Genomic DNA, 18,225 nt, shown 5'->3' with positions numbered 1-18,225 from the left:
GCGGCGGGCCCGGTCAGACGGCCGGACGCAGGTCGGTGAGCCGCTTGGCCTTCAGCTCGAAGCGGGGCAGCTCCCCGGTCGCGGCGCGGCGGACGTGGAAGCGCAGGCCCTCGTGCGCGTCGGCCAGCTCGGCCGCGACCCGCCCGGAGAGCAGGTCCCAGGCGGTGCCGTCGACGGTGGCCGCGGGTTCGAGCAGCAGCTCGATCTCGTCGCGGTCGCCGGGGCGGGAGATGCGGATCTGGAACTCCTCGATCCCGTCGAAGCCGCGCACGATCGCCTCGACGGCGCCGGGGTAGACGTTGGTGCCGCGGACGAGCTTCATGTCGTCGACTCGGCCGATGATCCCGCCCTGGTACAGGTCCCAGGTGCGCCCGGAGGTCGTCGCCGTGCCGGGGACCTTCACCACCAGGTCGGCGGTGCGGTAGCGCAGCAACGGGGTGGTCGAGCGCCCGAAGGAGGTGCAGACGCGCTCGCCGCGCTCGCCGTAGCCGACCTCGCGCCCGGTCTCGGGGTCGATCACCTCCTCCAGGAGGTGGTCCTCGATGACGTGGCAGCCGCCGGGCTGCTCGGCGGGGGTGAACATGACGATCGTCGACACCTCGGTCATGCCCGCGGTGTCGTAGGCCCGCGCGCCCCACTTCCGCTCGATCAGCGCCGTGGTCTCCGGGATCGACCCGGCGGGCTCGCCGGAGAGGATCACCCGGCGGACCGGGCCGTTCACCAGGTCGATGCCCAGCTCCTCGGCCTCGGCGGCCAGGCGCAGCGCGTAGGTCGGGGTGGACGCGACGACGGTCGCGCCGAAGTCGTGGATCTGGCGCACCCGCTGGGCGGTGGACTGCGCGCCGCCGGGGATGGTCAGCGCGCCGATCTTCTCCAGCCCGTTGTGCAGGCCCCAGAACCCGATGAACGAGCCGTAGCCGAACGCGACGTAGCCGACGTCGCGCGGGCGGACCCGGGCGCCCCACAGCGCGTAGCACCACATCTCCGCCGACCACGACCAGTCCTTGCGGGAGTCCAAGGCACGCAGCGGGGTGCGTCCGGAGGTGCCGGACGTGGTGTGCAGCCGGATCGCCGACTCCGGCCCGGTGACCGGCAGCTCGCCGAACGGCGGGTGCGTGTCCTGGGAAGCCATCCACTCCTCGCGGGTGAGGAACGGGATGCGCGCCAGGTCGTCGCGGGTGCGGATCCGGTCCGGGTCGACGCCGGCGAGGGTGCGCCGGTAGTACGGGCTGCGGTCCTTCGCCCAGGCCAGCACCCGGCGCAGCTTCGCGAGCTGCAGCTCGACGAGCTCCGCGCGCGGCATGAGCTCGGTCTTGGGGTTCCAGAACGGCTGGTCGGTCACGACGTCCCCTTCTCCCGGCGCAAGCGGTATGTCGCTGACGTGACGACAGTCATCACAGCACGGAACGGCGACTTCCGACAACCCCCGTCACCGAGGCACCCGGGGGACGAGATCAGCACGTCATGGCCGCGAAACGCGGACGCTGTCCACCTGACGCAGATGATCGCGGCGCGCTTGCCGCGACACCGTTCATCGTGTTTCAGTGGTTCTCGTCAAGAAATCGACACAACCGGAGGTCGGGATGCGCCTGGCGACCCTGCGCCGCGCGGACACCACCGTCGCCGCCGTCGCCGCCGACGGGCGGTGGGTGCCGCTGGGGTACCGCGACGTCGGTGCGCTGCTGGCCGACCCGGACGGCCCCGGCCGGGCCCGCGCCGTCGCCGCACCGGGGGCGGTCCCCGGGGGCGAGGACCTCGCCGCGGTCGTCCCGCACCCGGCGAAGGTGGTGTGCTGCGGGCACAACTACGCGGGACACATCCGCGAGATGGGCCGCGAGCTGCCCGCCCACCCGACGCTGTTCACCAAGTTCGCCGACACCCTCACCGGGCCCGCGGACACCGTGACGGTGCCGGACTGGGCCGAGGGCCTGGACTGGGAGGCCGAGCTCGCCGTCGTCGTCGGGGCACCGCTGCACCGCGCGGACCGCGACGAGGCGACCGCCGCGATCGCCGGGTACACCGCCGCGAACGACCTGTCGGTCCGCTCCTGGCAGCGCCACACCGGGCAGTGGCTGCCGGGCAAGGCGTTCGACGCCACCACCCCGCTCGGCCCGGTGCTCGTCACCCCCGACGAGCTGGACCCGGCCGCCGGCCTCGCGCTGACCTGCCGGGTCGGCGGCGAGCTCGTGCAGTCCGGCGACACCGCGGACCTGGTGTTCGACGCGCCCGCGCTGCTCGCCTACGTCTCGGCGTTCACCCGGCTGTCCCCCGGCGACGTCGTGCTCACCGGCACCCCCGCCGGGGTCGGCGCCGGGATGTCCCCGCCCCGCGCCCTGGCCGACGGCGACGTCGTCGAGGTCGAGCTGGCCGGCGTCGGCGTCCTGACCACCCCGATCCGCATCGAGAAGACCGGCACCGAGCACAGGGAGTGCGCATGAGTGAGCAGAGCAAGGACGCCACCGAGCTGGCCTGGTCGGCCGTCCCCGTCGTGACCCGGGCCGGGTCCGAGGACACCGGCACCGGCCAGTCCGGTGGCTGCGTCCGTGTCTCCGGCGTGTCGCCGCAGCACACCCCGGCCACCCGGATCTGGTTCGGCCGGGTCTCCAACGAGCCGGGCTACCGCTCGCTGCCGCACCACCACGGCGAGGCCGAGACCGGCGGCTACGTGCTGTCCGGCACCGGCCGCATCTGGTACGGCGAGAACTACGAGCAGTGGATCGAGATGACCGAGGGCGACTTCGTGTTCGTCCCGCCGTTCATGCCGCACGTCGAGGGCAACATGTCGACCACCGAGGAACTGGTGTGGCTGACCTGCCGGACGCCGGACAACATCGTCGTCAACCTCCCCGAGGTCGACGACGCGAGCCTCGAGGGATACCGCCGCGCATGAGCACCGAGCACACCACCCCCATGCCCGCGGACACCGAGCGGTCGGTCGCCCCGCTGCTCGCCGCCCTGGACCTGCAGAAGGACGGCGACGACGCGTTCCTCGCCCGCCACCAGGTCATCCCGTCGGGCCGCGCCTACGGCGGCGAGCTCGTCGCACAGGCCGAGCGGGCCATGACCCTCACCGTCGGCGAGGACCGCCGCGTCGCGAACCTGCACGGCTACTTCCTGCGCGCCGGCGACGTGCACACGCAGACCCGCTGGGAGGTCGAGCGCGTCCGCGACGGCCGCGGCTTCTCCCACCGCGCGGTGCGCGGCCTGCAGGGCGGCAAGGAGATCTTCCGGGCGATGGCCCAGTTCGCGGTGCCCACCGCGGGCGCCGTCGAGCACTCCGACACGCTGCCGCCCGAGGCGGGTGACCCGAGCGAGCTGCCGAGCACCGCCGACGTGCTCGTCGGCGCGGACACCCGCGACGCCGAGTACTGGCGCTTCCACCGCGGCTTCGACATCCGGCACTCCCCCTCGGCGCTCTACACCGACGCCGGCGGCGAGCGCGTCGCCCGGCAGACCGTGTGGCTGAAGGCCTGGGAACGGCTGCCCGACGACCCGGCGATCCACCGCAGCGCCCTGGCCTACGTCTGCGACTACACCCTGCTCGAGCCGATCCTGCGCCGCCACGGCTCGGCCTGGGCCGACGACGGCGTCGTCACCGCCAGCCTCGACCACGCCATGTGGTGGCACCACGACGGCCGCATGGACTCCTGGGTCGCACTGGTCCAGACCTCCCCGGTCGCCACCCGCGGCACCGGGCTCGGCACCGCCCGCCTCTACTCCGCCGACGGCCGGCTGCTGGCCTCGGTCGTCCAGGAAGGACTGGTGAGTCTCCCGTGAGCTCTCCCGTGAGCGCCGCAGCCTAGAAGATCGTCTCCGTCGGTGGCGGCCCCGGTGGGCTGTTCTCGGCGATCCTGCTCAAGAAGTCCGACCCGTCACGCGAGGTGGTGGTCTACGAGCGCAACCGCGCCGACGACACCTTCGGCTTCGGCGTCGTGTTCTCCGAGGAGACGCTGGACAACATCCGCGCCGCCGACCCGGAGTCGCTCGACCGCATCGCCGCGGAGTTCCGGCACTGGTCGGCGATCGACGTCGACGTCCTCGGGGTCCGCGAGCGCAGCGACGGGCACGCCTTCGCCGCGCTGGAGCGCAAGCGGCTGCTCGGCATCCTCGGCGAGCGGGCCGCGGAGCTCGGGGTCGACCTGCGCTTCTCCACCGAGGCGCCGGACCTGGACACCCTGCGCCGCGACCACGACCTGGTCATCGCCGCCGACGGCGTGAACTCCCGCATCCGCGAGGCGCTGGCCGAGGAGTTCCGGCCCACCCTGGACCGGCGGACCGCCCAGTACGTCTGGTTCGCCACCACCCGGCCGTTCGACTGCTTCACCTTCCAGTTCGTCGAGACCAGGTTCGGGCTGTTCTGGGCGCACATCTACCCGTTCGACGGCGAGCGCTCCACCTTCATCGTCGAGACCGACTCCGACACCTGGGAGCGGGCCGGGCTCGCGGAGTTCGCCGCCGCCGAGCGCAGGCCCGGCGAGAACGACGAGCGCTCCCTGCGCTTCTGCGAGGAGGTCTTCGCCGACCTGCTCGACGGCCACGGCCTGATCGGCAACAACTCCGGCTGGCTGTCCTTCGGCGTGCTGCGCAGCGGGTCCTGGCGCGCCGGGAACGTGGCGCTCGTCGGCGACGCCGCGCACACCGCGCACTTCTCCATCGGCTCGGGCACCAAGCTCGCGCTGGAGGACGCGATCGGGCTGGTCGGCGCGGTGGACCGGGAACCGACCGTCGAGGCCGCGCTCAAGGCCTACCAGGAGGACCGCAAGCCGGTCGTCGAGTCGCTGCAGCGCTCCGCGCAGACCAGCCTGGAGTGGTTCGAGGGCGTGCGCCGCTACCGTGGCCTGGCCCCCGAGCAGTTCGTGTTCCAGCTGCTCACCCGCTCGCAGCGGGTCACCTACGACAATCTCAAGCTGCGCGACGCCGGCTACGTCGGCCGGGTCGACGCCTGGCTCGCCGACCGCACCCGCGAGCTGGGCTGCGACGTCGAGACCGGGACCCCGCCGATGTTCCACCCCTACCGGCTGCGCGGCATGACCCTGGCGAACCGGATCGTCGTCTCGCCGATGGCACAGTACTCCGCCGTGGACGGCGTGCCGACCGACTGGCACCTCGTGCACCTCGGCGGGCGGGCGCAGGGCGGCGCCGGGCTCGTCATGACGGAGATGATCTGCACCTCCGCCGACGGCCGGATCACCCCCGGCTGCCCCGGCCTGTACACCGACGACCAGCGGGACGCCTGGGCACGCGTCGTGCGCTTCGTGCACGAGAACACCGGCGCGAAGATCGCCGCCCAGATCGGCCACGCCGGGCGCAAGGGCTCGACGAAGGTCATGTGGGAGGGCATCGACGAGCCCCTCCCCGACGGCAACTGGGAGATCCTGGCGCCGTCGCCGGTGCGCTACCGGCCCGACAGCCAGGTCCCGCGCGAGGCGACCGAGGCCGACCTCGACCGGGTCGTCGCCGACCACGTCGCCGCGGCCCGCCGCGCCGCCGACGCCGGGTTCGACATGATCGAGCTGCACTTCGCGCACGGGTACCTGGTGTCGAGCTTCCTGTCCCCGGTGTCGAACCGGCGGACCGACTCCTACGGCGGCAGCCTGGCGAACCGGGCCCGCCTGGGCCTGCGGATCCTCGACGCCGTGCGCGAGGTGTGGCCGGCCGACCGGCCGATCAGCGTCCGGATCAGCGCCACCGACTGGGTCGAGGGCGGTTTCGACGGCGACGACGCGGTGGCCCTGGCCCCGATGCTGCACGCGCACGGCGCGGACATCGTCGACGTCTCGACCGGCCAGACCAGCACCGAGGCGAGGCCGCGCTACGGGCGGCTCTACCAGACGCCGTTCGCCGACCGGATCCGGCAGGAGACCGGTGTCCCGACGATCACCGTCGGCGCGGTGTCCAGCGTCGAGGATGCGAACACGATCATCGCCTCCGGCCGGGCGGACCTGTGTGCCATCGCCCGTCCGCACCTGGTGGACCCGTACTGGACGCTGAACGCGGCCCTCGACCAGGACTTCCGCGGGCACGCGATCCCGAAGCAGTACCGGTCGGGGCTCTCGGCGCGGCGCCGCGCACAGGAGCCGTGAGCCGCGTCCTGCCCCTGCGGGTGCCGCGCGGACGCCGACGGGCCGGGCCGGGCGCGTCGGTGCTCCGGGCTCATCGCGCGACCTCCTCGGCCAGCGCGGTCATGCCCGCCGCGACCTCGGCGAACGACGTCGACAGCGGTGCGAGCCCGATCCGGATGCCGTCCGGGGCGCGGAAGTCGCCGATCACGCCGCGCTCCCACAGCCGGGCGTTGACCTCGGCGAAGTCGGACCGGCGCAATGTGACGTGCCCGCCGCGGCGGTCGGGGTCGCGCGGTGAGGCGACCTGTACACCGTGCCGGGCGAGCAGGGTGTCGGCCAGGTCGAGTGCGAACGCCGTCAGCCGCAGCGACTTCGCCCGGACCGCGTCGATCCCGGCCTCGGCGAGCAGCTCCACGCCGCACTCCAGCGGCACCGAGGCCAGCACCGGCGGGGTGCCGGACAACAGCGCCCGCACGTCGGGCGCGGGCTCGTGGCCGGGGCCCATCGCGAACGGGGCGCGGTGGCCGAACCAGCCGGTGATCGGCTGGCGCAGCGCGCCGGTGTGCCGGGCGGCGAGGTAGCCGAACGCGGGCGCGCCCGGCCCGCCGTTCAGGTACTTGTAGCCGCAGCCGACCGCGAGGTCGGCGCCCCAGGCGTCGAGCTCGACCGGGACCGAGCCGACCGAGTGCGACAGGTCCCAGAGCACCAGGGCGCCGGCGTCGCGCGCGACCCGGGTGATCGCGGGGCCGTCGGCGAGGAACCCGGACCGGTAGGCGACGTGGGACAGCAGCACCAGCGCGGTGCGCGGCCCGACGGCCGCCGCGACCTGCTCCGGGGTCACCCCGGCGGCCGGGTCGGACTCGATCCAGCGCAGCGACGCGCCGCGCTCGGCGGCGATGCCCTCGACCACGTAGCGGTCGGTCGGGAAGTTGTCGGTGTCGACGACGATCTCGTCCCGGCCGTGCGCCGCGCGCTCGTCCAGGGCGGCGCGGGCCAGCTTGTAGAGCAGCACCGTGGTGGAGTCGGCGACGACGACCTGCCCCGGCCCCGCCCCCAGCGCGGCGGCGCCGATCCGGTCGCCGAGGGTGCGCGGACGGTCGATCCAGCCCTCGTCCCAGCCGCGGATCAGCCGGGTGCCCCAGTCCGCGCGGACGAAGCGCTCCATCCGCTCGGCAGCCGCGCGCAGCGGGCGGCCGAGGGAGTTGCCGTCGAGGTAGGCGACGACGCCGTCGGCGGGCAGGAACCGCTCCCGGAGGGCGGCGAGCGGGTCCTCGGCGTCGAGGCGGGCGGCGACGGACGCCGGGCCGGGGTGGACGGTCACGGGGCCCATCCTGCCGGGTTCCGGACCCTAGCCGCGCCAGCGGCGCTCGTAGCGTTCCCGCGCGGCCTCGCGGGTCCCCTCGTCGGCCTTCTCGCGCACCGCGGCGGCGTGCCCCACCGGGTACCCCGCCTTAGCGACGCGGTGCTCGGCGGACTCGTACATGTAGGCGAGCGAGTAGAAGTAGCCGAGGATCGCCCCGGCCAGCACCGACAGCGCCCGGACGTACACCGGGCCGGGGATCAGCAGGTAGAGCAGCACGCCGATCGGCAGCAGCTGCACGGTGGTGCGCACCAGGTGACGCAGCTGCCAGGTCCGGGTGGTGACGTCGTGCAGGACCCAGCCCCGGAACCGGGAGGGCAGCCCGGCGCCGTAGGCGTAGGCCAGCCACTGGACGGGGTTCGGCCGCTGATCCATTGTTGGTCCCCCAATTCTTGGTGCACCAACAATGTACGATGGGTGCCATGCCGAGCGCATCCCCGGGTGACGACGACCTCCTCCGGCTCGACCGTCAGGTCTGCTTCGCCCTCGCCGTCGCGGCCCGCAACGTCATCGCGCTGTACCGGCCGCTGCTGGAGCCGATGGGGCTGACCCACCCGCAGTACCTGGTGCTGCTCGCACTGTGGGAGCGCTCCCCGCGCTCGCTCGGCGACCTGGCCCGGGAGCTCGCGCTCGACCCCGGCACGCTGTCGCCGCTGCTCAAGCGGCTCGAGGCCGCGGGCCTGGTCGACCGGCGCCGGGTCCCGGGTGACGAGCGGACGATGGCGGTGTCGCTCACCGACGCCGGGTGGGCGCTGCGGGCGCGGGCCGAGGCGATCCCGGCGGCGATCGTGGACCGGCTCGGGATGCCGCTGCCGGAGCTGGAGGAGCTGCGGACGGTGCTGGACCGGGTGATCGCCGCGTCGCGCGGCTGACCGGGGCGGTGGTGCGGGACCGGTCGCCGGCCGTACCGTCTCCGCCGTGCTGACGACCGCAGGCAAGGCCGTCCTGCTCCTGGTCGACCTGCAGGAGCGCCTGGTCCCCGCGATGCACGACGGCGATCGCGTCGTCGAGCGCGCCGCCCGGCTCGCCGAGGCCGCGACCCTGCTGGAGGTCCCGGTGCTGGCCACCGAGCAGGTCCCGGAGAAGCTCGGCCCGACCGTCGAGCGGCTCGCCGGCCTGCCGCACCTGGTGATGCCCAAGACCCGCTTCGCCGCCGACGACGGCGTGCTGTTCCCGCCCGGCCGCACCGAGATCGTCGTCGCCGGGGTGGAGGCGCACGTCTGCGTGCTGCAGACCGTGCTGGAGCTGCGCGCCGAGGACCGCCGGGTGGTGGTCGTCGCCGACGCCGTCGGGTCCCGGTTCCCGCAGGACGAGCAGCTGGCGCTGGAGCGGGCGCGCTCGGCCGGGGCGGAGGTCGTCACCTCGGAGATGGTGCTGTTCGAGTGGCTGCGCGACGCCGCGCATCCGCGCTTCCGCGAGGTCCAGAAGCTGCTGAAGTAGGCGCGTCACCCGTTGCGGGGCTGCAGGTAGGCCGGGTCCGGGTCGGGCAGCGGCACGTCGGCCCGCCCGGCGACCAGCGGGTCGACAGCGGCGAAGAACGGCGGCGCCGCGACGGTCCCGCCGAACGCGCCGTGCCCGCAGTCGCCGAGGTGCACGGGGTCGCCGGGGCAGATCTCCGACGGGTTCGGGCCGTCGGCGAACACCATCGAGGACCCCGCCACGCCGTCGATGCCGCCGGTGGCCCCGACGAACGCGACCGACTCCGAGGAGTTCGTCGTGCCGGTCTTGCCGATCGTGGGGCGCGTCCAGCCCTCGGCCCGCGCCGCGGCCGCCGAGGTGCCGGTCACGGTGTCGCCACCGAGCCCGGCGGCCAGGGTGTGCGCGACGCCGGGGGCGACGGCCTGCTCGCAGGCGGGCCGGTTCACCGGCACCGCCGCACCGTCGCGGCCGGTCACCGACAGCACCGCGTCCGGGGCGCACCAGACGCCGTCGCTCTGGATCGTCGCCGCGACGTTCGCCTCCTCCAGCGTGGACACCGGGCTGACCCCGAGGGTGAACGACGGGAGGTCCGCGAAGAACTGCGACTGCGGCTGGGAGATCCGCGCGTCCGGCGACGAGGGGTCCGGCGTCCCGCCCACCGCGTTCGACGCGAGGGTGTCGCGCAGCCCGAGCCGGCGCGCCATGTCCACCACCCGGGGGATCCCGGTGCGTTCCTCGAGGTCGACGAACGCGGTGTTCGGCGAGGTCGCGAGCGCGACGGGCAGCGGGATCGGGTCCGGGTAGTTCGGGGTGTCGTTGCTGACGGGGTAGCAGCTGCTCCCCGCGCCGGGGAAGCACGCCGAGGCCGGGTCGGGCAGCGTGCTGTCGTAGCCGACGGTGCCCGCCTCCAGTGCCGCGGCGGTGGTGAAGATCTTGAAGGTGGAACCGGCACCGAAGACGTTCGACGGCGCGGCGACGAGGTCGCGCGTGGTGTCGCCGGCCGCGGCGTCGGTGCCGGGCCGGCGGTTGGCGACCATGGCGAGGATCTGGTGGTCGCCGGTGGCGGCGTCGCCGTGGCCGGGCCGGATCAGCGCCAGGGTGTTGGCGACGCCGTCCTGGGTGCGCGGCACGTTCGCGTCGACCGCCTGCTGCGCCGACGCCGTCACGGCCGGGTCGAGGGTGGTGCGGATCGTGTAGCCGCCGGTGTCGAGCTGCTGCTCGGTGAACCCCGCCTTCTCCAGCTCGGACACCGCGTACTCGCAGAGGAACCCGGCGCCGTCGGTGGCGCCGTAACAGTTGTGCCCGGGGACCTGCGGCCCGCCGGGGCGCACCCCGAGCGGCGCGGCCGTGGCCTCGGCAGCCTGGACCGGGGTGAGCGACCCGGCGTCGCGCATCGCCGCGATCACGGTGTTGCGCCGGTCGGTCGCGGCCTGCGGGTGGCGGAACGGGTCGAACAGGGTGGGGTTGTTGACCGCGCCCGCGAGCAGCGCGGCCTGCGGGACCGTCAGGTGCGCGGCGTCGGTGCCGAACCAGGCGCGCGCGGCGGCCTCGACGCCGTAGACGTTGCCGGTGAACTCGACGGTGTTGAGGTACCCGGCGAGCACGTCCTGCTTGGACGTGCTGTGCGCCAGGCGCTGGGCGAGCACCGCCTCGCGGATCTTGCGGGTCGGGGTGTCGGCGTGGTCGGCCCGCTGGGCGGCGGGGTCGTCGCGGTCGACGACGTCGATCAGCCAGTTCTTCACGTACTGCTGGGTGATGGTGGAGCCGCCCTGCACGGCGCCGCCCGCGGCGTCGGTGACCAGTGCGCGCAGGGTGCCGACGGGGTCCACCCCGGACTCGTCGAAGAACCGGCGGTCCTCGACGTCGACGATCGCGGCGACCATCGACGGGGAGATCCGGTCGTAGGGGACGGGGATCCGGTACTGCTCGTCGAGGTAGGCGATCGGGGTGCCGTCGCGGTCGGTGAGGACCGTCGCCGCGGGCAGCGACGCCGCGTTCGGCAGGTCGCCGGTCGTCCCCGGCGGCACGACCGAGGCGACGGCGGCGACGCCCGCCGCGGCGGGGGCCGCGCACCCGGCGAGGACGAGCCCGCCGGCCAGGATCCCGATCCCGAGCCGCCGCAGCACCGACGGGTCCGGGCGGCGCCACCGTCGCCCGGTGCGGGTCTCCCGGAGACGGTCGTTCCAGTGCTGTGCGATCAGGCGTTCCCCCACGCGGGCGATTGTGCGCCGCAACGCTGAGGGATGCCTGAGGCGCGCCCGCGCGAGTCGCTGAGAGTCAGCCGGTCAGGGCGGCGAGCGCGGTCCGGGCCTGCTCCCGGAACCGCTCGACGTTGCCGAGCTTGACGTCCTCGTAGCCGCGCACCAGGTCCACGGTCTCGGCGACGGCGACCACACCGTCGACGGTGTCGTGCGTGAGCCGGTCCAGCGCGGCGCGGACCAGCGTCTGGTACTCCCCCACCAGCTCGCGCTCCACCCGGCGGACCCCGGCGCGGCCGAACACGTCCAGCGGGGTGCCGCGCAGCCGCCGGGCCGCGCGCAGCGCGCGGAACGCGGGGCCGGCCAGCCGGCCGTCGAGGGCGATCTTGCGGTTCATCCCCAGCGCGCGCAGCACCGGCGGGTGCAGCATCACCGAGACCCGGGCGTCGGGACCGAACGCGGCGTCGCGGCGGGCGGTCTCGACCAGGTCCAGGTGCAGGCGGGCGACCTCGTACTCGTCCTTGTAGGCCATGAGCCGGTGCAGGCCGCGGGCGTAGGCGGCGCCGACGCGCTCGCCGGCCGCGTCCCCGGCCCGGGCGGCGGCGATGGCCGCCACCCGGCGGACCTCCTCGGCATAGCGGTGCGCGTAGGCGGCGTCCTGGTAGCCGGTGAGGTCGGCGATGCGGGTGGCCAGCGCCTCGGCGAGCTCGGAGCCCGTGGCGACCGAGCGGGCCAGCGCCGCGGACACCTCGTCGACGGCGACCGGGGCCGGCTGCGGCGCGAGGAGCGCCCGGCGCACGGCGGCGGCGTCGATCGCGGCGGCCCGGCCCCAGCGGAACGCGGTCAGCGTGGTCTCCACGGCCGCGCCGTTGACCCGGATCGCCTCCTCCAGCGCCTCGACCGACACCGGGAGCACCCCGTGCTGGTAGGCGGCACCGAGCAGCAGCATGTTGGTGGGCAGGTGGTCGTCGAACAGCGCCTCGGACAGCGTCTGGGCGTCGACGGCGAGCAGGTCGCGGGCGACCGCGCCGATCCGCTCGACTGCGTCGTCGGTGGAGCCGGGCAGCACGACGCGTCCGGTGACCATGGCCGCGGTCGGCACGAGCGAGGTGTTGACGACGGCGACGGTGTGCCCGGGCCGGGCGACCGCGAGCGTCGCGTCGGAGGCGGTGCCGACCAGGTCCATCCCGATCAGCACGTCCGCGGTGCCGCGGGAGGCGCGCAGGATCCCGTGGTGGGGCTGCTTGGCGATCCGGACGTCGGAGACGACCGGGCCGCCCTTCTGCGCGAGCCCGACCTGCTCCAGCCCGGCGGCGAACAGCCCGTCGAGGTGGGCGGCCATCTGCAGGATCGCCGAGGCGGTGACGACGCCGGTGCCGCCGATGCCGGGCATCCGGATCAGGGTCGCGTCCTGGTCGACCCGCGGCTCGGGGGCGACGAGCGTGACCGGCAGCGGCGGGATCTCCCGGCGCGACCGGGTGCCGGGCACCACCGTCAGGAACGACGGGCAGTCGCCCTTGAGGCAGGAGTAGTCGGTGTTGCAGGACGACTGGTGGATGGTGGTCTTGCGGCCGAACTCGGTCTCCACCGGCAGCACCGACAGGCAGGTCGACTGGTCACCGCAGTCGCCGCAACCCTCGCAGACCCGCTCGTTGATCAGCACCTTCTCCGCCGGGGCGGGCAGCTTCCCGCGCTTGCGCAGCCGGCGCTCCTCGGCGGCGCAGCGGTCGTCGTGGATCAGGACGGTGACGCCGTCGAGGGCCACGAGCTCCTGCTCGACCGCGGCCAGCTCGTCGCGGTGGCGGACGCTCGCGATCGGGTCGAGGGCGATGCCGCGGTAGTCGCGCGGGTCGTCGGTGGTGACGACGATGCGGCGCACGCCCTCCAGGGCGAGCGAGCGGGTGATGTCGGGGACGTTCATCCGTCCCTCGGCGCGCTGCCCTCCGGTCATGGCGACGGCGTCGTTGTAGAGCAGCTTGTAGGTCATGGTGACCCCGGCGGCGACGGCGGCGCGGATCGCGAGCGAGCCGGAGTGGTGGAAGGTGCCGTCGCCGAGGTTCTGCACGAGGGTGCGGTCGTCGGTGAACGGGGCCAGGCCGATCCACTGGGCGCCCTCGCCGCCCATCTGGGTCAGCCCGATCTGCCGGCCGCGGTGCTCACCGTCGAGGGCGATCATCGCGTGGCAGCCGATCCCGACGCCGACGAGCGTGTCGTCGCCGGTGCGGGTGGAGGTGTTGTGCGGGCAGCCGGAGCAGAAGTACGGCGTCCGGTTCCCGAGCAGGTCCAGACCGATCCGCGACGGCTTCGGCGGGGCGAGGCGCTCCAGGTGCACGCTCGCCGCGGCGGGCAGCGTCCGTCCGTCGGCGGTGAGCCGGGCGGCCAGGGCGCGGGCCACGTCCTCGGCGCCGAGCTGGCCGCGGGCGGACAGCAGCGGGCGGCCGCGGTCGTCGCGGCGGCCGGTGACCGTCGGCCGGTGGTCGCGCCCGTAGAGAGCGTCGCGCAGGTGGCCCTCCAGGAACGGCACCTTGTCCTCGACCACGAGCACCTCGGCGCAGCCCTCGACGAGTCCGGCGAGCGCGTCGGCGTCGACCGGGAACGGCATGGCGAGGCGGATCAGACGCACGCCGAGTGCGTCGAGCTCGGCCTCGCCCAGGCCCAGGTCCTCGCACGCCCGCAGCACGGTGGCGTACCCGGTACCGGAGGCGAGCACGGCGAGGTGCGGGTCGCGGGAGGTGAAGGTGACGCGGTTGAGCCCGGTCTCGCGGGCGTACTGGCGGGCCAGGTCGAGCCTGCGGGTGAGCTGGTCGTGCTCGGCCTCGACGGCGGCGGGCCCGACGAGCGGGCCGGCCTGCGCGCGGTCGGTGGCGGGCGGGGCCGGGACGCCGACCAGCTCCGGGCGCAGCGCGCCGAGGTCGACGGTGCAGGAGGCGTCGGCGACGTCGGCGATGATCTTCAGGCCGGTCCAGAGCCCGGTGGCCCGGGACAGCGCGACCGCGTGCAGGCCCAGCTCGATCACCTCGGCCACCGAGCCGGGCGCGAGCAGCGGCATCGTCAGGGACTGCGCCATCGGCTCGCAGGAGCTGGGCACGGTGGAGGACTTGCAGGACGGGTCGTCGCCGATGATCGCGACGGCGCCGCCGAGCCGGGCGGTGCCGGCCAGGCTGCCGTGCCGGATGGCGTCGGCGGCCCGGTCGAGGCCGGGGTTCTTGCCGTACCACCAGCCGACGACGCCGTCGTGGCGGCGACCGGGGACGGCGTCGAGCAGCTGGGTGCCGGCGACGGCGGTGGCGGCGAGCTCCTCGTTGAGCCCGGGCCGGAAGACCACGCGCTCGGCGTCGAGGTGGGTCCGGGCGCGGCCGAGCTCGGCGTCGAAGGTGCCGAGCGGGGAGCCCTGGTAGCCCGAGACGAACGAGGCCGTGTCGAAGCCGCGCGCGGTGTCGAGGCGGGCCTGTTCGAGCACGAGCCGCACCAGCGCCTGGATCCCGGTCATCGGAGCCCGCCCGTGGGTGGCGAGGTACTTGTCGTCCAGCACGGTCATCGGTGACAGCTCCTCGTCGGGTGGGCGGCGCGGCCCGCTCAGGACAGCGTGACGAGCGCCACGACGCAACAGCCGAGGGGACTCTGACCGAGAGAACGCAACGGATACCGTGTGGCGGCCACACAGGAGTGAATCCGTTGCGCCGGAGGTGCTGTGCCCGAGACCGAGGTCGACGAGCTGGACCACGCGATCCTGCGGTTGCTGCACGAGGACGCGCGCCGCACCTACGCCGACATGGCCGCACGGGTCGGGCTGTCCACCGCCGCGACCAAGCGCCGGGTCGACCGGCTGCGTGAGTCCGGGGTGATCACCGGCTTCACCGTGCAGGTCGACCACGCCAAGCTGGGCTGGCCGGTCGAGGCGTTCAGTGAGATCCGCTACGCCGGCACCGCCAGCGTCTCGGAGATCGTCGACACGGCGTCGCGCCAGCCGGAGGTGCAGGCGGTCTACACCTCGCCGGTGACCTCGACGCCCTGGTCCAGGTCCGGGTGCGCGATCTCGCGCACCTGCAGGAGGTCATCGACCGGCTGCGGCGCAACGGCACCGTCACCGGGACCCGGACGCTGATGGTGCTGGGGCGCTGGACCCGCACGTGATCAGTTGCCTATCGCAACGATCCGACCGATCATGACCGGGTGCTCGTTCTCTGCAGTGTCACCGGTTCGCCCTCGCACGGCCGGGCCGTGCTCCCCTTCGCCCGGGCGCTGGGCGATGCCGGCCACCGGGTCGTGGTGGCGTGCCCGCCCGACGTCGCGGGGGTGTTCGACGGTGCGCCCGTCGTCGTCGAGCCGGTGCTCCCGACGATGGCCGACGCCGCCGGACACCTCGGCCCGGTTCTCGCCCGGCTCGGCGGGCCCGCCGCGCTGGCGACGCTGACCCCGGCCGAGGCGACGACGGCGCTGCTGCCGACCCTGTTCGCGGGTCCGCAGGTGACGGGCTCGGCGCGGGCGCTGCTCGCACTCGTGCGGGCCCACGGGGTCCCGGACCTGGTGCTGCGCGACGGCGGCGAGACCGCGGGGTTCCTGGTGGCCGAGCACCTGGGGGTGCCGTGCGTGGCGGCACCGTCGGGCGCGGGCAACGTCCTCGCCCCGCACGTCGTCGCCGACGCGCTGACCGAGCGTCGCGAGGAGCTCGGCTTCGCCGTCCCGGACGACCCGGCTGCGCTGCACCGGTGGGGGCGGCTGGACTGCATGCCGCAGCAGTTCTCGCTGGCCGAGCCGCAGGTGGCGCCGGCGCGGGCGTTCCGCCAGGACGACCAGGTCACCCGCGGCGAGACGGTGCCCGGCTGGGTCGCCGCGCTGCCCGGGAACCGGCCGCTCGTCCTCGCGGGACTGGGGACGGCGATGCCGGCGATGGCCGGACGTGCCCAGCGCCGCGCCCCCGTCGACCCGCACGCGGCGCTGCGCACCGTGGCGGAGGCGGCGTCCCGGCTCGACGCCGAGGTGGTGCTGTCCACCGGCGGCCTGCCGGTCGACGACCTGGACCTGCCTCCGCACGTGCATCCTGCTTCGTGGGTGCCGCAGCCGCTGCTGCTCCAGGTCTCGGACCTGTTCCTCACCCACGGCGGCTACAACGGCATCCGCGAGGCCGTGCGGCACGGCGTCCCGCTGGCGGTGCTGCCGCAGTTCGGGGACCAGGAGCACAACGCCGGGCGGGTCGCCGAACTCGGGCTGGGCTCGCACTGCGCTCCCGACGCCGCCGAGATCGCGGCGACCTGCACGCGTCTCCTGTCCGACGACGACGTCCGCGCGCGGATCCGCTCGGCCCAACGCGCGATGCTGGCGCTGCCGCCGGTGGAGGACGCGGTCGGTGTCCTGGAGGACCTGGCCGCGCGCCGGGTAGCCGTGCTGGCGGCCTGAGCCGCAGGGGTCAGGCGGGCGGGCCGTGCGGGGCGCGGGGCCCGCAGGCGACGACGGTGCGTGCCCAGGTGCCGAACAGCACGAGCACCCCGAGCACGGTGACGACCAGCCCCGGTCCGATGTCGTCGGTGCCGGCGACGGCGGTCTGGCGCGACCACACCGCCCAGAGCCCGGTGACCGCGCCGACGCCGGTGACGGTGGCCGCGGTCCAGGCCAGCGGCCAGAAGCGGGTCAGCAGGGCGAGCACCGACACCCCCACCGCGACGACGGCGACCACGGTGAACAGCCACGGCAGCGGCCCCATGGCGGCCCGGCCGGTGAGGACCTCCCACCCGGCGCCGTGGGTCGACCAGGGCATGAGCAGGGCGGCGACGACGGCGGCGACCCCCGCCCCCGCGACGACCGACGCCGGACCGGGGTCGATCCAGCGGTCGACCCGCCACGCGATGCGGGTGAGCTCGTCGGCGAGCTCGGGTGTCGCCTGCGGGGACAGCGCGCCCGGGCCGGGCGTGCGCGGTGCACTCATGCGGCTCCCTCGTCGTCACTGCGGTGTCGTCGCTGCATGTAGTCGCTGCGGTAGCGGGATGTCGGGAAGGCTATTGCACCACGCCGGTACCGGTCGCGACGCCGCCGACGGGGTGGCTCCGGGGGCCGGTCGGCGAGCCCGCCGTGCGCACCGCTCGGCGGTCGCGGCGGTTCCGGAACGGCCGCCGCGGTCGGCACCGCTCGCCTAGGCGGCGCGGACGGCGCAGCGGCAGGGCGCGCCCTGCTGGCAGCCGCAGCCACAGGTACTCGCGCATCCGCACGCCGAGGTCGCCGCGCCCACCGGGGCCGGTGCCGCCGAGCCGCCGCAGCAGCCGCCGTCGAGGCAGCTCAGCCGGGGGACGGCCGCGGGCGGTGGTGCCGGAGCCGGAACGGCGACGCCGAGCGCGGCGAGGACCCGGTCGGTGAGATCGGGGACCGGTTCCGCCGGACCGACGCGGGCGAGCCGGCCGAGCCGGTCGGCACCGTCGGTGAAGGCACGGCAGGACGCGCAGCCGGCGAGGTGGTCCTCGGCCATCGCGCGCTCGTCGTCGGCCGCCTCGCCGTCGAGCCGGGCGGACAGCACCTCGCGGTAGCCCTGACAGTCCATACCATCACTGTCGTACACGAGGCCCGTCCGGTTCCACCCGACCCCCGTCCGTGTTCCGCGGTCCGTACGGCGCGTTCCTCGGTGACCGCGGCACCTGACCTCGTGCCGACAGCTCCGCGGGCCCTCGGGGAACCCCGTCCCTTGCGCTTCCCACGCGCAGCAGAACGACGCCACCGGCGTGCGTCGCCCCGCTCCCGCCGCTCGCACCGGTACAGCAGCGTCGTCTGGTGGAGCAGCATCGTCGATCAGGCAGTGAGGTGTTCTCAGTAGCGGGGTGGCAGGTCGTGGCGACACGCCGAGGGTGGTGAGATGAGCGGGAACGGGGCAGGACCCCGGTAGATCGGTTCGGTCCAGCACAGATCGACACCGTCACCGAGGTCCTGCATGTCTGATCCTGTCACCTACACCGCTGTCCTCCCGATCGGGGAGCGCACCGTGGCCTATCTGGCGCGGCTCCTGGTCCTTCAACGCCGTCGACGTGGCACCCGGCGGCGGGCGTTGACCCCGTTCGCCCAGGCAGTGCTGGTGATCCGCTGGTTCTGTGATGCTACCCGGGTCCGATGTTCGGCCGGTGACAACGCGATCAGCACTGCAACGGCCTACCGTTACCTGCACGAAGGCATCGACGTCCTCGCCGCGGCCGCACCCGGCCTGCAC

14 protein-coding genes and 2 pseudogenes are annotated in these 18,225 nt (G+C 74.6%); 9 read left to right on the top strand and 7 right to left on the bottom strand.

All coding sequences use genetic code 11. The features are described 5' to 3' along the window. Positions 1-13: 13 nt before the first annotated feature. Positions 14-1,342, bottom strand: coding sequence for an AMP-binding protein (locus Ae505Ps2_RS14625; RefSeq protein WP_083695731.1), 1,329 nt, complete (start codon positions 1,340-1,342; stop codon positions 14-16). Positions 1,343-1,583: 241 nt separating this feature from the next. On the opposite strand from Ae505Ps2_RS14625, the gene Ae505Ps2_RS14620 reads away from it, so the two are divergent. The 4 genes from Ae505Ps2_RS14620 to Ae505Ps2_RS14605 are packed head-to-tail and all read left to right on the top strand — an operon-like array spanning position 1,584 to position 6,083. Then, a complete protein-coding gene (locus Ae505Ps2_RS14620) occupies positions 1,584-2,438 on the top strand; it encodes a fumarylacetoacetate hydrolase family protein (protein ID WP_075307488.1) in 855 nt (284 codons plus the stop codon). Continuing rightward, positions 2,435-2,890 (top strand): cupin domain-containing protein, encoded by a 456-nt coding sequence (locus Ae505Ps2_RS14615; RefSeq protein WP_075312102.1) that lies wholly within the window; start codon positions 2,435-2,437, stop codon positions 2,888-2,890. The genes Ae505Ps2_RS14620 and Ae505Ps2_RS14615 overlap by 4 nt, the downstream gene beginning before the upstream one ends. Next, positions 2,887-3,777 carry an acyl-CoA thioesterase domain-containing protein gene (locus Ae505Ps2_RS14610; RefSeq protein WP_082375496.1) on the top strand — a complete coding sequence of 297 codons (891 nt, stop codon included), beginning with the start codon at positions 2,887-2,889 and terminating at the stop codon, positions 3,775-3,777. The genes Ae505Ps2_RS14615 and Ae505Ps2_RS14610 overlap by 4 nt, the downstream gene beginning before the upstream one ends. Before the next feature lie 29 nt (positions 3,778-3,806). Further along, on the top strand, positions 3,807-6,083 hold the full coding sequence (locus tag Ae505Ps2_RS14605; RefSeq protein ID WP_084786283.1) for a bifunctional salicylyl-CoA 5-hydroxylase/oxidoreductase: 2,277 nt from the start codon (positions 3,807-3,809) through the stop codon (positions 6,081-6,083). A 70-nt stretch (positions 6,084-6,153) separates the two neighbouring features. On the opposite strand, the gene Ae505Ps2_RS14600 is transcribed toward Ae505Ps2_RS14605, so the two are convergent. Both Ae505Ps2_RS14600 and Ae505Ps2_RS14595 read right to left on the bottom strand, forming a co-directional pair. Further along, positions 6,154-7,383 carry an aminotransferase class V-fold PLP-dependent enzyme gene (locus Ae505Ps2_RS14600; protein ID WP_233147610.1) on the bottom strand — a complete coding sequence of 410 codons (1,230 nt, stop codon included), beginning with the start codon at positions 7,381-7,383 and terminating at the stop codon, positions 6,154-6,156. Positions 7,384-7,410: 27 nt separating this feature from the next. After that, positions 7,411-7,797, bottom strand: coding sequence for a DUF5313 family protein (locus tag Ae505Ps2_RS14595; RefSeq protein ID WP_020625051.1), 387 nt, complete (start codon positions 7,795-7,797; stop codon positions 7,411-7,413). 47 nt (positions 7,798-7,844) lie between these two features. Between Ae505Ps2_RS14595 and Ae505Ps2_RS14590 the strand changes: the two genes are divergently transcribed. Together Ae505Ps2_RS14590 and Ae505Ps2_RS14585 are read left to right on the top strand one after the other, a co-directional pair. Continuing rightward, entirely contained in the window at positions 7,845-8,294 is a 450-nt protein-coding gene (locus tag Ae505Ps2_RS14590) for a MarR family transcriptional regulator (RefSeq protein WP_020625052.1), read from the top strand. A 46-nt stretch (positions 8,295-8,340) separates the two neighbouring features. After that, positions 8,341-8,862: an isochorismatase family protein gene (locus tag Ae505Ps2_RS14585; RefSeq protein ID WP_075553705.1), complete on the top strand. Its 522-nt coding sequence runs from the start codon at positions 8,341-8,343 to the stop codon at positions 8,860-8,862. Positions 8,863-8,867: 5 nt separating this feature from the next. Here Ae505Ps2_RS14585 and Ae505Ps2_RS14580 read toward each other — a convergent pair whose 3' ends face one another. Then, positions 8,868-11,054, bottom strand: coding sequence for a transglycosylase domain-containing protein (locus Ae505Ps2_RS14580; RefSeq protein ID WP_249265273.1), 2,187 nt, complete (start codon positions 11,052-11,054; stop codon positions 8,868-8,870). Positions 11,055-11,118: 64 nt separating this feature from the next. Next, on the bottom strand, positions 11,119-14,577 hold the full coding sequence (locus Ae505Ps2_RS14575; protein ID WP_075553704.1) for an indolepyruvate ferredoxin oxidoreductase family protein: 3,459 nt from the start codon (positions 14,575-14,577) through the stop codon (positions 11,119-11,121). A 153-nt stretch (positions 14,578-14,730) separates the two neighbouring features. Here Ae505Ps2_RS14575 and Ae505Ps2_RS14570 point away from each other — a divergent pair. Beyond that, a pseudogene (locus tag Ae505Ps2_RS14570) lies at positions 14,731-15,173 on the top strand (Lrp/AsnC family transcriptional regulator). 39 nt (positions 15,174-15,212) lie between these two features. Further along, a complete protein-coding gene (locus tag Ae505Ps2_RS14565) occupies positions 15,213-16,436 on the top strand; it encodes a glycosyltransferase (RefSeq protein WP_075553703.1) in 1,224 nt (407 codons plus the stop codon). Positions 16,437-16,446: 10 nt separating this feature from the next. On the opposite strand, the gene Ae505Ps2_RS14560 is transcribed toward Ae505Ps2_RS14565, so the two are convergent. Continuing rightward, positions 16,447-16,962, bottom strand: coding sequence for a hypothetical protein (locus Ae505Ps2_RS14560; RefSeq protein WP_075307501.1), 516 nt, complete (start codon positions 16,960-16,962; stop codon positions 16,447-16,449). Positions 16,963-17,166: 204 nt separating this feature from the next. Then, on the bottom strand, positions 17,167-17,568 hold the full coding sequence (locus tag Ae505Ps2_RS14555; RefSeq protein WP_075307503.1) for a zf-HC2 domain-containing protein: 402 nt from the start codon (positions 17,566-17,568) through the stop codon (positions 17,167-17,169). A 384-nt stretch (positions 17,569-17,952) separates the two neighbouring features. Between Ae505Ps2_RS14555 and Ae505Ps2_RS32020 the strand changes: the two are divergent. Next, positions 17,953-18,225 (top strand): annotated as a pseudogene (locus Ae505Ps2_RS32020) (IS5/IS1182 family transposase); the annotation flags it as partial.

Origin of the sequence: Pseudonocardia sp. Ae505_Ps2 (genome assembly GCF_001932425.1) — a bacterium.
Classification (GTDB): Bacteria; Actinomycetota; Actinomycetes; order Mycobacteriales; family Pseudonocardiaceae; genus Pseudonocardia.
Note: the sequence above shows the minus strand (reverse complement) of the source record. Positions and strands in the feature narration are given on the sequence as shown.